Here is a 15913-nt window from a genome sequence, read left to right on the forward strand (position 1 = left end):
TTCCTCCTTACGTGTTACCTGCCGTGTCCGCTCCCGTATTTCTTCCTCCCACCAGCTACGAGTACGTGACCGTGCACAAAGTGCAGGGCGAAACCGTAACCGAAGCCTCCGATGTGCTGGCCGCCGAGGAGCCGCTGGAAATCCGCCTCGGCTACGGCCCCGCCGAGCAGCGGCAGCACCGCACCCTCAGCATTACCATGCGCACGCCCGGCCACGATTTCGAGCTGGCGGCCGGCTTCCTGTTCACCGAGGGCATCATCCGCAGCCGTCAGGATTTGCAGGGAGTCATCTACTGCCCCGATGTGGAGAAGGAGGAGGAGCGCGAAAACGTGGTCCGTGCCGAGCTGGCTCCCACCGCCTCCCCCGATCTGCCGCGCCTGGAGCGCCACTTCTACACCAGCAGCAGCTGCGGCGTGTGCGGCAAAACCAGCATCGAGGCGGTCCACGCGGCGGCCTGCCCGGTGCTGCCCGCCGCCGGCCCCTACGTATCGGCGGGCGTGCTGCACCAGCTGCCCGAGCGCCAGCGCGCCGCCCAGGACCTGTTCGAGCAAACCGGCGGCCTGCACGCGGCGACCCTGTTCTCGCCGGAAGGCGAGCTGCTGCTGCTGCGCGAAGACGTGGGCCGCCACAACGCCCTCGACAAAGTAATTGGCGCGGCGCTGTTTCAGGAGCTGCTGCCGCTGCACAACGCCGTGCTGCTGGTCAGCGGCCGGGCCTCATTCGAGCTGGTGCAGAAGGCGGCCGTGGCGGGCATTCCGGTGCTGGCCGCCGTGGGCGCCCCCAGCTCCCTGGCCGTCTCCGCCGCCCGCGACTTCGGCATGACGCTCTGTGGCTTTGTGCGCCAGAACCGCTACAATATCTACTGCCACGACTGGCGCATTACACAGGCCGGTGACGAGCAGCAGGGCAATAGGTAGGCAATAGAACGTCATGCTGAGCTTGTCGAAGCATCTCGCGTGCTGACGTTGCTTTACTAGCCCAGGGTTTAAACCCTGGGCTACGGAGCGGGTGTTGTTTAACAACATCAGCACGCGTTATTCCTCGCAGGCTCGGAATGACGTCCTGCTTGTCACCTTATCTTCCCTTCTCACCTGTCACCTCATCACCTCATCACCCCACATGAAGCTCCGCCTCGAAGACAACACGCTGCGCCTGCGCCTGGACGAGCCGGAAGTAGCCGCCTTCCGGCAGCAGGGCCGGCTGGAAACCGTTGTGCCCCTGGGCCTGTCCGCCGCCGACTCGCTTACGTATACCCTCGAACGCGACCCAACGGTGCCGGCCCTGGCCGTGCGCCACGAGGCGGGCCGCGTACGGGTGCTGGTGCCGGCCTCGGTGGCCGACGGCTGGACTTCCTCGGAAGCCATCAGCCTGCGCGGCACCCAGGAAGTTGCTGATAACCAAGTCGTCTATATTCTGGTAGAAAAGGACCTGGGCTGTAAACATTAGCTGCCCGCGCCGTTTTACCATTACCACCGCTTAATCCCACTCCGCATGGAAGATTCCCCGAAATCCGACCCAACCAAGGCCGGCCACCAGCAGCAGCAAAAAGCGGAAAATGTCCCTAAAAGCGGTGAACGGAGTGACCAGGGCAAAGCTCCGGCCCCCGACCACTACCGCCCAGACCCCCAAAGCATGCGCGACGAAAGTAATATTACCCCGGCCGAAGTGGCCAACGCCAAGTACACCAACCCCATTCTGGCCCAGCCGCCCGAGGCTCTGACGGGTCTGACCCTGGATGCCCCCGCCAAGATTGCGGCCGGCGTAACGGCCGTACTCAAAAGCATGGAGTTCAGCTGGAAGGAAGGCGGCCTCGACCGGGGTACGCGCGGCCTGCTCAAAATGAACCAGAAGGACGGTTTCGACTGCTCCAGCTGCGCTTGGCCCGACCCCGACGACCACCGTTCGGTAGCGGAGTTCTGCGAGAACGGGGCCAAAGCCACCGCTTCGGATGCCGACGATAAGGCCGCCGGCCCCGAGTTCTTCGCCAAGCACAGCCTGGCCCAGCTCTCCCAGATGACGGACCGCGACCAGAACAACGCCGGCCGCCTCACGCACCCCCTGGTGAAACGCCCCGGCGACAACCACTACTCGCCCATTGCCTGGGCCGATGCCTTCAACATCATTGCCAAGGAGCTGAACGCGCTGGATTCGCCCGACGAGGCGTTGTTCTACACCTCGGGCAAAGTGCCCAACGAGCCGGCCTTCCTGTTCCAGCTCTTCGCCAAGCAGTTCGGCACCAACAACCTGCCCGACTGCTCCAACATGTGCCACGAAAGCAGCGGCGCGGCCCTGAGCCCCACCTTGGGTTTGGGCAAAGGCTCCGTCACGCTCAACGACATCCACGAAGCCGAGGTCATTCTCATCATCGGCCAGAACCCGGGCACCAACCACCCGCGCATGCTGTCGGCGCTGCAGAAGGCTAAGAAGAACGGGGCTAAGATCATCAGCATTAACCCGCTGCTGGAAGCCGGCCTCAACCACTTCAAGAACCCGCAGGACTTCATGAACCCCTTCAAGGCGCTGGGCGCGTTGCTGGGCGACGGCACGCAAATCACCGACCTGTTCCTGCAGGTGCGCGTGGATGGCGACATGGCGCTGCTGCGCGGCATCATGAAGCACTTGTTTGAGGCCGAGGACCTGAACCCCGGCCAGGTTGTGGACCGCCCGTTCATCGACAAGTACACCACCGGCTTCGAGTCGTTTGAGCAGAACATCCGCAACACGCCGTGGGAAGATATTGAAGAGCTGAGCGGCATTTCGCGCGCCCAGCTGCTGGAAGCGGCCAACATCATTGCCCCCAAGCAGAAGATCATCACCTGCTGGGCCATGGGCGTGACGCAACAGCGCCAGGGCGTGCAGACGATTCAGGAAATCGTGAACCTGCAACTCATGAAAGGCGCCATCGGCAAGCCCGGCGCGGGCACCTGCCCGGTGCGCGGCCACTCCAACGTGCAGGGCGACCGGACGATGGGCGTGTGGGAGCAGCCGACCAAGGAGTTCCAGGATTCGTTGGGCAAGGAATTCAACTTCCAGCCGCCCTACGAGCACGGCCTCGACGTAGTAGATTCTATTAAAGCCATGTACAAAGGCAAAACCAAGGTGTACTTCGGCTTGGGCGGCAACCTGCTGGCCGCTGGCCCCGACACCGAAGTTATTGCCGAGGGCATGCGCAAGCAGAAGCTCACCGTATTCGTGGGCACCAAGCTCAACCGCGGCCACCTCGTGACCGGCGAAACCAGCCTGCTGCTGCCCTGCTTCACCCACGCCGACGTGGACATGCAGCGCAGCGGCCACCAGATGACCTCCTGCGAAAACTCGATGGGCGTGGTGAGCCAGAACAAAGGCATTCTGGTGCCGCTGCCGGGCCAGATGATGAGCGAAGTGGCCATCCTGGCTGGCGTGGCCATTGCCACCCTGGGCGAGAAAACCAACATTGCCGACTGGGTGGCCATGACGGAGAACTACGACGTCATCCGTGACCATATCAGCCGCGTGATTCCGGGCTTCGAGAACTTCAACGAAAAGCTGCGCCGCCCCGGCGGGTTCTACCTGCCCAACGGCCCCCGCGAGCGGAAATTCACTACCAAGAACGGCAAGGCCAACTTCACCACCACCGAGTTCCAGAAATACCAGCGCGAGCTGGAGCCCGGCCAGCTGGTGATGATGACCGTGCGCAGCCACGACCAGTTCAACACCACCATCTACGACTACAACGACCGGTACCGGGGCGTAACGGGTGAGCGGCGCGTGCTGTTCATGAACGAGCACGACATGGCCGAGCGCGGCCTCAAGTCCAAGGATCTGATTGACATCACCAGTCACTTCCTGGGCTCCACCCGCACCGTAGAGAAGTTCCTGGCCATCCCCTACGACATTCCGAAAGGCAACGTAGCCGCCTACTTCCCCGAGGCCAACCCGCTGGTGCCCATTGCCAGCGTAGCCCGGACCAGCAACACGCCCACCTCGAAGTACGTGGTGGTAACCGTAGTGCCCGCCCACAAAACCGTAGGCGCGCCCGTGGAGCTGCGACTGGCCGTGGAGGCGTAAATCTGGTTTTTCGTTGTTGGTTATTCGTTTTTCGAATCACCAACACGCGCCCACGTTTCGGGCGTCATAAAACGAACAGCAGATAACCGAAAAAGCAAAACGACCAGGCTCCGGTGGGGCCTGGTCGTTTTGCGTAAACGGCTAGAAAAACGAACTAGAACGGGTAGCCGATGGCGATGTTCAGGCGGCCGGCGTTGTCATCGTTACTGAAGGTCTGGTTGAGGCTGGGGCGGATGGAGCCGTTGGGGTTAGCATAAGGCACCACTAGCGGGAAGGCGTAATCGAAGCGGATGACGAAGAACTGCACATCGATGCGCAGGCCGGCCCCGGCGCCCACGGCCAGCTCCTGCAGGAAGGTGCTGGGCGAGAACTGACCGTTTTTGCCGTCGGCGTTGCCCTCGGCGTCCACGGTGAGGCGGCTGGGGTCGGAGTTCACCAGCCAGATGTTGCCGGCATCCACGAACACCGCGCCCTTCACGTACGGAAACAAATCCTGGCGGTACTCGGCGTTGGCCTCGAAGCGCAGGTCTCCCACCTGGTCATAGAAGTTGGTGGCTTCGCGGGAGGCGGGCGCGCGGTAGGTACCGGGCCCAATGCCCCGGGCCGGGAAGGCCCGCACGCTGTTGGGGCCGCCGATGCCGTACTGTTTCAGGTAGGGCAGCACCGTAGCGTTCTGATAGGGCAAGCCCGCCCCGATGAGCACACGGGTAGCCAGCTTGTTGCCGCTGCTGGGGTTGCTGCTGGTGCGGAAGTAGTTGCGCAACTCCAGATCCACCTTGGTGTACTGCGAGAACTGCTGGCCCAGCAACGTGTAGGCTTGGCTGCCGTCGGCGTTGGTTTCGCGGGGCTGATTGGTGAGCGAGCTGAACAGGTAGGCCAGGTTACCAGCTAGCTCCACGCCGCCGCTGAAGTAAATCTGGTTGCGGCGCTGCTCCAGGGCCTGCTGGTTGTAGGTGTAGCGGTAGCCGCTGCTCAGGATGAACTGCTGCCGGAACGCGTTGGCCAGAAACGGCCGGTCATCCAGTAGCTGCTGAAACTGGTCAGACTGCACTGTGAGGCGCAGGTATTCGGCGTTGAGCAGGCTGATGCTGTGCTCGTTGGTGACGCGGTTTTTCCAGGTGTAGCCATAGTTGACGTTGAATACGTCCTGACGGAAGGCCTCGCGCCGCTCTACCCGCTTCACACCCGCCCCTAACACGGTTCGGGGCTGGAAGTCGGAGTTTTTCAGCCGGATATCGAACGGACTCACTAGGCGCGGAATCTGCAACTGGGCATCGGCCCCCAGCTCGAAGCTGGTGAGGCCGATGGTGTTGGCGCCGCTGCGGGTCTGGTTTTCAAACGAGCCCGTCACGTTCACCAGCAGCTGCTCGGCTCCGCGCAGGGCCGAGCGGTTGCGGAACTGCACCCGGAAGCCGGGGCCGGTAAAGCCGTTTTCCTTGCTCACCAACAGCACCTCGGCCCGCAGGCTTTTCTTGGGCACCTGCGTCATACGCACGTAGGAATTCAGGAAGCCGTAGCCCGCCGAGTCGGCCTTTTGCCGGGCGGGCCGGAACCCGATATCCACGTATTTAAAGGTCCCCAGGCTCATCAGGCGGCTCAGCGTCTGATCCTGGCGGCGGCGGCGGTATACACTATCGGGGAACAAGAAGGTGGCGTTGGTGATAGATTTAGCCGTGAATACTTCCTCGCTGGGATAGTACTGGTAGCCCCGGTATAAAATGGGCCGCTCGGCCAGGGTGGTATCATTAAGGTTGTAGTCGGTGTTGAGGCGCACGCGGTTGAGCACGTAGGGCTTGGCCGCCTTATCCGGCGTCTTGGCCTTCACCTTCAGGTACACGTTCACCTGGTTATTGAGCGTGCTGTCTACCTGAAACAGAATGTAGTCAGGGTTGAAATAGTAGTAGCCCTGGTTTTTGAGGGCCGCATCGATGCGCAGCCGCTCGTTGGTGAAGGTTTGCAGGTTGTAGGCGTCGCCTACTTTCAGCAGACTGGCCGCCTGCGTGGCCCGGATGGCCTGCGGCAGCAGCGAATCGCCCTCCGGGAAAAACACCTCCTTGATGACGTAGGGCCGGTTGACGGTGGCAGTATAATCGACGCTGGCCGCTTGGCCCTTCACCGTCACCTTGCTATGGACTTCGGGCCGAAAGTAGCCGTTGTTGTAGAGCCGGTTGACCATCAGGCCCTTCACTTTCTGGGTATCTACCTGGCTCAGCAGCACGGGCTTTTCGCCGTACTTGTTGGCCAGCCACTTGCCCAGGCCCTTGGTTTTGCCCTCGCCCAAGTGCCAGAAATAGATTTTCGGACGCTGCCCCAGAATGGACGCGTTGGGCTTGGGCGTAATCACGCCGGTCAGCTCGGTGGTAATTTCACTTTCACGCGGAATCTGACTCTCGGATTGCAGCTTCACGGTGCTGCCGGTATATAGCTTACTGCCTTCCGGAATGTACTTGGTGCCCGAGCAGGCCGCCAGTAGCAGCATACTGCTCAGGGCCGCCCACCGCCGCACCTCATTCCCCGGCCCTCTCTCCTCGGGGAGAGGGGGAGCCTGACGATTGGCATCGGCGGCTTTTTTTAGTTGAGAAGGGCTGAATCGGTAGAAACGCATGCGGTAGGAAGTCAGAACAAGAAATCAGCAGGCTATCCTTTTCTCAGCAGAAAAGGAGCCGAGTTGAGGTTAGCGCCGCGTCGAATCGGGGCGGGCCACGCGGGTGGGGCGGCGGGTGGAGTCGGGGCGGGCGGCGGGAAACTGAGCGGCGGCCGTCGAGTCGGTGCCGTCGCGGCGGTTCCGGCGCTTGCGGCGGCGCTCCAGCTTCACTTCCTCCTTCACGTTCTCGTCGATGCCCTTGAATAGGTCGGCCAGGTTCTGGTAGTCGCGCTGGAATACCAGCGAGGCCCCGTTGCGCACAAACTGCCCGTCGATATCGGAGTACGAGTTATTGCGGAAGGCCCGCAGCCGGATGCGGCCGTTGGCCAGCACGTTGTACTCGATGCTGATGTCGCCGGCAAAGGCACTCACGCCGGCCCCCTGGCCCGAACTAGCCTGGTTGCCGCCACCCAACGGCACATCGGTACCGAGACGCACGGTGAGGCGGTTATTGAGCAGCTGCCGGCGCACGGCCACGTTCAGGTCGGTGCGGGTTTGCTCCTGGCCGCTGCTGAAGTCGGCGTAGGAATTCACGCCCAGCTCCACGCCCAGGTTGGAGAGGTAGGAGCCGGTGAGGTTATTGAGCTGCTGGGTGAGCACCTGGCTGGCCGAGCCGCGCAGCTGCTCGGCTACCAGGCTGCCGCTGCTGCTCTTGAAAGGGTCATCGGCCAGGAAGCGGCCCAGCACCAGCAGGGAGAACACCTGCTTATTCAGCTCGCTTTCCTCGGAAGGCTGCCGCAGCTGGGCTAGTCGGTTCTCGATGGGGGCGCGCAAATCGGTGCGGGCGTCCTCGGGCAGGCGCACATCAAACCCGATGATGGGCTTGAGCAGCTCGCCGCGCACCTTCAAGTCCACCACGAAGGGTACCGGGTTGCGGGCCAGCGCGCTCTGGGTTTCGTCGGTGCCGGCCTGGGCCAGAATCAGCTCGGCGGGGGCGGCGCGCACGTTGTAGAGGGCCGTTACATTGGCCTGGCCGTTGTACGGGTCGCCGCTCCAGGTGATGGAGGAACCGGGCGCAATGTCAAATTCCCGCGACGCCAGCTCGTAAAGCGACATCTGGTACTTGCCCTTGGCCACATCGAGGCGGCCAGTGAGGGTGATGTTGCCGGTGGGGTCGATGGCCGTGTTGAGCGTGCCGTTGGCCTGCACCCGCAGGTTGTCGCCGGAAACCTCATCCACCACGAAAGTGAAGGGCGTATTCTCGGTAATGGTAATGGTAGCCTGAATGTCGTAGCCGGCGGCGGCCTGTGCTGTATCGAGGGCCAGCTGGCGGGCCAGCATGGTGTCAAGGGGGGCGCTCTTATCCACAAACTCCACAATCCCGTCGCGCTCCACTTTCACCGGGTCATCGGTCGGCAGGCCCACGGACAGATTGGAGCCGTCGGCCACGCGGGCCTTGGTGCGCACCACGGGCAGGTCGAGGGTCCCGGTAATGCGCGAATCAGAATCCACCAGCAGCTTGCCCCAGAACAGCGGGTTCTCGCGCTGGGAGCTGTTGATGGCCAGGAAGTTCTCGGTGCGCGCTTCCAGATCGAACCGGAAATCTGACACGTAGTCGCGGGTGCGGATGCGGCCGTTAATGACTGCCTCGTTACCCACCGAATCCTTCACCACAAAGTCATCGAACCCGATGCCCTGGTTAGTGAAGTCGATATCCTGCGAGGCTAGGAAGTACGGCGCGCCCAGCTGGGACAGCGTGAACGTGGCGTCGGGGGTGGTGGTGAGCGTGCCGTTGATGACGGGCTGGCTGACGTTGCCCGTTACGGCTAGCCGGCCGCCCACGCCGCCAGCCATCTGCTGGAGCTGGCCCAGAGAGAAGGGCTCAATGATTTTCAGGTCAAGCCGGTTTACCTGCACATCGAACTGAATCGGGTCGGGCGGCACGGCTAGGTAGTAGCCCACAGCCCGCACATCCATGCCCTGCTGGTTGGTCAGGCGCACATCCACGTTGTAACGGTTGGCTTCAGGGTTGGTCGCCTGCAACGCCACGTCGCCGATGATGGCCTTATTGTAGGCAAAGCCGGCCAGGTTGGCGTTGGCCGTGAAGGCCTGCTTGGGCTGGCCCAGGCTATAGGCTACGGCCTGCCCGTTGAGCGTACCGGCAATGAGTGAATCCTGGAAGCCGGCGGCCCGGCCCAGCGCGTTGATTTCGAGGTTTTCCATGCTCACCTGCAGCGGATACTGCGCCCCGGTAAGAGTTTGCAGGCTCAGGCGGCGCTGGTTGCGGGCAAAGCTGACGTTGCGGGCGAAAACAGCCCCGGTGCTGGTGGTGTAGCGCAGTTCGTTGTCGGCTGGAATATCCCACTGCTTCTGGTCCAGCATCAGTTTGGGGTCGAAGCGGAAGGCATAGGCGTCGCCGCCGCCTAGTACCCGCAGAGCCCCGGCTAGGTTCAGCCGTTCGGCGCTATCGGTTTCCGCAATGCGCAGCCGCGTCCCGATTTCGTTGTTCTGCACGCTGCCCGAAAGGCTGGGGTTCGGAATTTTGAGGGTAGTATCCTGGCTGACTTGGCGTAAGCCGAGGGCGTAATCCAGCTTCTGCGGATCGGAGCTCACGTTGAGTTTGAGCGAATCCAGGGCGTAGCCCATGTACACCACGCGGCGGATGGCCGTGTTCAGACGCAGGTCGGCCTGGCGACTGTCGTAGCTGCCGGTGAGCTTGAAGGGCGTAAGGCGCGTGAGGTCGGGCACCAGCTGCTGCACCAGTTTTGGCTGTTTCAGGTTGGCCTCGAAAGTGAACTGCTGGTACTCAGCGCTGGGCCGGTACTGAATGCCGGGCAAGTCGAAATACCGGTCAATATGCTGCTGCAGGGCCGTAGCAATGTCGCCGAGACGGGTGTTGCCGCGCAGAGTCACGTCAGCCACCGAGCTGGCGAAATCCACTTCCGTGCGGCCCGTGCGCTGCACAATGCGCCCACTCACGGAATCGAGGGCAAACGGCTTGTTGTTGTTCACGATGACGATGCGGCTCCCCGAGAACGTGCCGTTCAGGGTGTTCAGGTCGGAGCCGCTCAGGTTGGCTTGCAGGTCGCCCTGCACGCGCAGGTCGCCGCCGGTGTAGAAGCCCAGGGCCGTGAGGTTGGCCCCGCGCAGGTTCAGGCGGTCCACGGTGTAAGTGGGGTTCGAGGCGTTGCGCAGGTCAATGGTGGCCAGTAGGTCGAGGTTGAGGTTGGGGTCGTCCTTGCTGCTGGCATCTACCACGTAGCGGTTGCGGTCAATATCCACCTTGGCCGTGATGCCGCGGTAGGTGTAGTTGTTGTAGGTGGCTTCGCGCACGGTGGCGTTCAGCTGGCCGCGCAGCAGGTTGGGGTCAAGGCCGCCGCGGCCGGTGAGCGTGCCGTTGGCGGTTACTTTTCCAATCGTCGGGTCACCCAGGAATTTGCCCACGTCGAGGCTTTGGGTGCTGAACGTAGCCGTAACGGGCTCTTGGCCCTGCGGGCCTTCGCCCACGTTCACCTTGGCCGCCACGTTCCCGAAGGTAGTCTGCGCCTTCAGGTCAGTATCGAATACCAGGGCCGTAGGCCGGCCCCGGAACGTGCCGCTGGCCGTGATGCGCGGCGGCAGCTGGTAACCGGCCGGCAAGGTACCGGGCGGCAGCAACCCCTTAATATCGGCGGCGGTAGAGGTGAACTCCTTAATGTTGAAATCGGCAAACAGGCGACGGTCGGTGTTGGGCAGGCCCACGAGGCGGCCCGTGGTGCGGATGCGGATACCCTGCAGCCCCCGGAAATCGATGTTATTGAGAGCCAGGTTGCTGATGCGGCCCTTAATTTGGCCACTCATTACCAGCGGCGCGTTCGGGTCGATGCCCAGCTCCGGTAACGTGCCGGCTGGCAGCAAACTGCGCATGTCGGCCTCGGTGGTACGCGCGTAGCCTAGGTTCAGGTCCAGAATCAACCGGTCATCGGTATTGGGCAGGCCCTGAATCCGGCCCGAGCCGCGCACCACGGTGTTGCGGAAGCCCACGAAATCGAGGTTGCGGACTCGCACGTCGCCCAGCCGCCCATCCACCAGCCCCGAAATCAGGAACGACTGGTTGCGGCCGCTGCTGAACGGTGGCGTGTCGATGAGCGAAGGCGTGATGTAGAGCACGTCGCGGAAGCCCAGGCGGGCCTCGCGCAGGTCGCCGTTGAGCTTGAGGTTGGGCAGGTCATCGGCAATGCCGGCTAGGTCCTTATAGCCAATGCCGATGCGGCGCTTGAGGTGGCTGTGGGGCGTCACCAGGTCCAAGTCGTTGAGCTGGATGCGGGTATCGTCGTAGTGCAGGTCGGCGCGGGCGCGGGTGATGGCAAAGCCGCTCTGCTCCTGCCCCGCCAGCTGCGTGATGCGGCCGGTGGTGCTGTCGGCGGAATAGCGCAGGTTCTCGGTGTTGAGCGTGAGGTTAGTGAACTTCAGGTGGTTGTAGTCCATGCCCCGGATGCGGGTTTTCTGGGCCGGCTCGTTGAAGTTGTCGAAGGCCACATCCACCCCGCTGATATCGGACTGCTTCAGACTCACTACCCAGCTGGCTTCGGTGCCGGTGGCGTTTTCCACGGCCGCGTTCAGGTCGCGTACGGCCTCGGCGGGGTTCACCACGCGCTGTTCTACCGGCACATTCTCGTTCTGGGCGTAGGCGAAGCTGGTATTGCGCAGCTTCAGCGTGTTCAGAGCCACGCGCGAGTTCACCAGATCAATATTGTCGGCCGTTACCTCAGCCTCCCCAATGCGGGTGCTGATAAACTGGGCCGACGGATCGTTCTTGTAGCTCAGACTCACGTTTTCCAGCAGGGCCCGGTTCAACCCGAATTCCAGTTCCAGCGCGGCCGTGTCCTGGGGCGCATCCGGTGGCACTTTGGTTTGCACGATGACGATGCCCGTGTTGCGCAAGGCGGCCTGATCTACTCTATAAGTAGAAGCATCCACGTTTACCTCATCCATATTCACGGCCAGCTCGCCTACCCGGGTGCGCACGTTCATGCCGTCCACCTGGTCGTTATAGGTAAGCAGTATGTTGGTCAGACGCACGTCGCCGATGTTGTACTGGAAGCCCGCGCCGGTGGTATCGGCGGGCGTGGCGGCCACGGTGGTCGTGTCGCCGGTGGCGAAGGCCTGGATAATGAAGTCGTAGTTGGAAATGCTGTCGGGGGCGGTGCGGCTGATGGCCACCCGGCCGTCGTTCAGCTCCAGACTCTTGAGGTTGATCTGCGACTTGGTCAGAGCCCAGATGTCCAGATCCACGCCCAAGTGCCCCACCGACAGCAGCGTATCGCCTTTCTGGTCTTCTATATACACGCCGTCGAAGTTGATGGCGTGGCGAAAATCGGTGCGAAATTTGGCGATTCGCACTTCGGTTTTCAGTTTGTCGCGTAGATAGTTTTCGGCCTTTCGAACCACGAAATCCTGGCCCGAATCGGTTTGCAGGTACACAAAAAGCCCTGCCACTACCAATAGCAAAAAGACAAGCAGCCCCAACAGGGCGTAGAGAATACGACGCAGATAGACCGGCAAAAGGGTAGGGGGTAGGAGTGAAACTCCTTCTGCCAAACGAGAAAACCGGGAATTGGGTTGGCTCGTTGTGTTTTTAGCTACCGGCTTGCTCCGTACAGCCACAAAAACCCACCGCTCATCGGTGCATTAGGGAATTGCCCGCGGCAGAGTTGTAATTTCCGGACGGATCATAGTTCTTGCTCCGCTTCCTACCTTTTCCCCCTCCCTCCCGTGTCTCGCTCCACTCCCACCTGTTCCGCTCGTTTCCTGTATCTGTCGGCTGCTTTGGGCTTGGCGGTTCTGCTTGCTCAGCCGGCCCGTGCCCAGCTTCAGTCCGCCGCCTCCACTCCCCAGAATGCCACCATGGTGCAGCTGACCGGCACCGTGCTCAGCAGCACCGGTCAGCCGCTGGCCGGCGCTGCCGTAGGAGTGGAAGGCAAGAAGCTGAACTCCGCCAGTGCCAACTCAGAAGGCTCCTTCCTGCTGACTTTACCGGCCGGCGAACCGGTGGTTCTGCTGGTAGGATTCCCGGCCCATGAGCCGCAACGAGTGGCCATCCGCAATCCGGCCACCGAGAAAAACCTGATCATTACGCTGCAAAGCACCGGCAAACAAACCTCCAAAGCCCTGCGCGCCCGCCAGAAAAAGTACAAGCGCACCGGCGAGTAACCCATCCGGGAAAGGTGCTTATGCCTGGTTACTGAGCACTCACTTGGCCATGTTCCACAGAAATCAACCGGACACCAATTGATAATCAACCAGGCATTAGCTCCGAAAAAAACGCGGCCCTTTCGGGGCTGATGACGCCATTTTGCGGGCGTAACCGGTGCCGTTTTAGCCTAATATGCAGTATCTTCGGGCCGCATTTTTATTCGTCAGCACCCGATGATTCTTCGCTTTACGCTACCCTTCCGCACCGCCTGGGGCCAGCGCCTGGTAGTTTGCGGCTCCTTGCCCAGCCTGGGCCAGTGGAACCTCGACCAGGCCCTGAGTCTGCACTACCACTCCGATTCCGGCATCTGGACGCAGGAAATCAGCCTGCCCGATGATCAGCTGGGTACCGTAGAGTACAAATATGTGCTGCTGGACGAGCAGGATGGGGGCCAGCACTGGGAATGGGGTGGCAACCGCACCATTGGCTACGATGCCGGCCGGTTCACTCGCATTGTGCTGGAAGACTTCTGGCGCGCCCCGGCCCTGGCCGAAAATGAGCTGCACACGGCCGCCTTCACCCAGGCCCTGATGCGCCGTCCGGCCCGGCCTACGGCTTCGGATGCCAAGCCCGCCCGGCTAGCTGGCTCAGTGGTACGTTTCCAGCTTTCGGCTCCCCGGGTTGATTCCGACCACCAGCTCTGCGTGCTCGGCTCCGACCCGGCCCTGGGCAGCTGGGATGCCAGTAAAGCAGTTATCCTCTCCGATGCCGATTACCCGACCTGGTGCGCCGATGTGGCCCTGGAGCAGCCGGAACGCGCCGTACAGTACAAATACGGCATCTGGGACCCGCGCATGCAGCAGATTTTGCAGCTGGAAGCCGGCGAGGACCGCCACATTCCGGCCAGCCAGGACCAGCGCACCCTGCGCGTAAAGTCCGACGACCAGTTCCGCTACGCTACCGGCAACTGGCGCGGCGCGGGCGTGGCGCTGCCGGTATTCGCCTTGCGCAGCCGCCAGGGCCTGGGCGTAGGCGAGTTTCCCGACCTCAAGCTATTGGTCGACTGGGCCGTATCTACCGGCCTCAAGCTGGTGCAGATTCTGCCCATCAACGATACCGTGGCCACGCATACCTGGGTGGATAGCTACCCCTACGCCGCCATTTCGGTATTTGCTTTGCACCCACAGTACCTCAACCTCGATGCCATTGCCGAGCTGCAGGACGAAGCCACTCGTCAGGAACTGGCCCGGGTGCGCGACGAGCTGAACGCCCGCGACTTCGTGGACTACGAGCCCGTGATGAACGCCAAGTGGCGCTTTATCCGGCAGCTATACCAGCAGGAGAAGAAAGCCCTGCTGGCCAACCCCGAGTTCCAGCTGTTCCGCGACGAGCAGAAGTCCTGGCTGATGCCGTATGCGGCGTTCTGCGGCCTGCGTGACCGGTTCGGCACCGCCGACTTCACGCAGTGGCCTGAGGAATACCGCACGCCGGCCATAGCCGCCGAGCTGACCCGCGAAGACAACCCCGAGTTCGATGAGTTCGGGCTGCACTTTTTCACCCAGTATCACCTCGATAAGCAGCTGCTGGCCGCCGTGGAGTACGCCCGCCAGCGCGGCGTAGTAGTGAAAGGCGACCTGCCCATCGGGATTTACCGCCATTCGGTGGATGCCTGGACCCAGCCGGAGCTCTACCACATGCACCAGCAGGCCGGCGCGCCGCCCGATGATTTCTCGGTGACGGGCCAGAACTGGCGCTTCCCGACCTATAACTGGGAGCGGATGGCTGAAGACGGCTACCAGTGGTGGCAGCAGCGCATGGGCCACCTGGCCCGTTACTTCGACGCCCTGCGCATCGACCATATTCTGGGCTTCTTCCGCATCTGGGAGATTCCTGGCCACTCGGTGGAAGGCCTGCTCGGGCACTTCTCGCCGGCCCTGCCGCTGCACCGCCACGAGATTGAGCAGCGCCTCGGCTGGTTTGACTACGGCCGCCTCTGCGACCCGTACATCCGCTGGCACCTGCTCCAGGAAATCTTCCATGGTCAGGCCCAAAGCGTGTTCGATGAGTACATGGAGGATGCCGGCCACGGCGTAATTCGCCTGAAGGACCACGTGCGCACCCAGCGGCAGGTGGAAGCCGTCATCAACGAGAAAATCCAGCAGGACCCCGCCAACACGGAGCATTACACCTGGCTGCGCACCGGCCTCTACAAGCTCATCAACGAAGTGCTGCTGGTGCCCGATGATCAGCAGGCCGACTTTTTCCACCCGCGCATCACGCTGCACCTGAGCCGCTCGTTCCAGGAGCTGGACGAAGCCACCCGCCCGCGCCTGCGCGAGCTGTACGTGGACTTCTTCTACCGCCGCCATGAGGATTTCTGGCGTCGGCAGGGTTTGGTGAAACTACCGGCCGTGCGCTGGGCCACCGATATGCTCATCTGCGGCGAAGACCTGGGCATGGTGCCCGAGTCGGTGCCGGGCGTGATGAAGGCGCTGGGCATCCTGGGCCTCAACATCCAGCGCATGCCCTCCGACTCCAGCGTGGAGTTCGGCCACCCCAACGCCGCGCCTTACCTGAGCGTGGTCAGCCCCGGCTCGCACGACATGAGCACGGTACGCGGCTGGTGGGAAGAGGACCGCGAGCAAACTCAGAAGTTCTTCGAGACGATTCTGGGGCACTGGGGCGAACAGGCCCCGCAGTACTGTGAGCCGTGGGTGGCCCGTGAAGTGACGGTGCAGCATCTCTACTCGCCCGCCATGTGGGCCATTTTCCCGCTCCAGGACCTGGTAGCAATGGATAACCGCCTGCGCCGCCAGGACCCACTGGCCGAGCAGATCAACGTGCCCGCTAACCCTACGCACTTCTGGAAGTACCGCTTCCACATCCCGCTGGAAGACCTGCGCGAGGAAGCCGGCTTCAACAACGAAGTGCAGCAGTTGGTGAACCAAAGCGGCCGTAACAAGGTGTATTAGGCATCCGGCAGCAACGACCAGAATACGCAAGAGCCGCTTTCCTTCGGGAGGGCGGCTCTTTTTTGCTTTAAATACTTATCAAACAACTACTTATTCATTTTTAAGCATTATTAATGAAACGCATATCCTTGTTTT

Annotated in this window: 7 protein-coding genes; 5 read left to right on the forward strand and 2 right to left on the reverse strand. The window is 62.2% G+C overall.

Annotated features, from left to right (window positions below):
* The first annotated feature begins 23 nt into the window (after nucleotides 1-23).
* The 3 genes from fdhD to EI293_RS04980 all read left to right on the forward strand — a co-directional run bounded on the left by fdhD (nucleotide 24) and on the right by EI293_RS04980 (nucleotide 4047).
* On the forward strand, nucleotides 24-917 hold the full coding sequence (gene fdhD / locus EI293_RS04970) for a formate dehydrogenase accessory sulfurtransferase FdhD (RefSeq protein WP_125436020.1): 894 nt from the start codon (nucleotides 24-26) through the stop codon (nucleotides 915-917).
* Nucleotides 918-1119: 202 nt separating this feature from the next.
* Nucleotides 1120-1446, forward strand: coding sequence for a DUF7009 family protein (locus EI293_RS04975; protein ID WP_125436021.1), 327 nt, complete (start codon nucleotides 1120-1122; stop codon nucleotides 1444-1446).
* 45 nt (nucleotides 1447-1491) lie between these two features.
* On the forward strand, nucleotides 1492-4047 hold the full coding sequence (locus EI293_RS04980; RefSeq protein WP_125436022.1) for an FdhF/YdeP family oxidoreductase: 2556 nt from the start codon (nucleotides 1492-1494) through the stop codon (nucleotides 4045-4047).
* Nucleotides 4048-4201: 154 nt separating this feature from the next.
* Here EI293_RS04980 and tamL read toward each other — a convergent pair whose 3' ends face one another.
* Nucleotides 4202-6652: a translocation and assembly module lipoprotein TamL gene (gene tamL, locus EI293_RS04985; protein ID WP_125436023.1), complete on the reverse strand. Its 2451-nt coding sequence runs from the start codon at nucleotides 6650-6652 to the stop codon at nucleotides 4202-4204.
* Between the two features lie 69 nt (nucleotides 6653-6721).
* Entirely contained in the window at nucleotides 6722-12175 is a 5454-nt protein-coding gene (locus tag EI293_RS04990) for a translocation/assembly module TamB domain-containing protein (RefSeq protein ID WP_125436024.1), read from the reverse strand.
* Between the two features lie 210 nt (nucleotides 12176-12385).
* On the opposite strand from EI293_RS04990, the gene EI293_RS04995 reads away from it, so the two are divergent.
* Complete coding sequence (locus tag EI293_RS04995; RefSeq protein ID WP_125436025.1) at nucleotides 12386-12823, forward strand: carboxypeptidase regulatory-like domain-containing protein; 438 nt, start codon at nucleotides 12386-12388, stop codon at nucleotides 12821-12823.
* Nucleotides 12824-13039: 216 nt separating this feature from the next.
* The gene (locus tag EI293_RS05000; protein ID WP_125436026.1) at nucleotides 13040-15778 is read left to right on the forward strand and encodes a 4-alpha-glucanotransferase; all 2739 of its coding nucleotides are present in this window, start codon (nucleotides 13040-13042) and stop codon (nucleotides 15776-15778) included.
* Nucleotides 15779-15913 lie beyond the last annotated feature (135 nt).

Origin of the sequence: Hymenobacter perfusus, from assembly GCF_003944765.1 — a bacterium.
Classification (GTDB): domain Bacteria; phylum Bacteroidota; class Bacteroidia; order Cytophagales; family Hymenobacteraceae; genus Hymenobacter; species Hymenobacter perfusus.

What these genes read in the sequence shown, in the direction of transcription:
- EI293_RS05000 (WP_125436026.1), top strand. Translation starts at nt 13,040, where the DNA reads ATGATTCTTCGCTTTACGCTACCCTTCCGCACCGCCTGGGGCCAGCGC.
- EI293_RS04980 (WP_125436022.1), top strand. Translation starts at nt 1,492, where the DNA reads ATGGAAGATTCCCCGAAATCCGACCCAACCAAGGCCGGCCACCAGCAG.
- EI293_RS04975 (WP_125436021.1), top strand. Translation starts at nt 1,120, where the DNA reads ATGAAGCTCCGCCTCGAAGACAACACGCTGCGCCTGCGCCTGGACGAG.
- tamL (WP_125436023.1), bottom strand. Translation starts at nt 6,652, where the DNA reads ATGCGTTTCTACCGATTCAGCCCTTCTCAACTAAAAAAAGCCGCCGAT.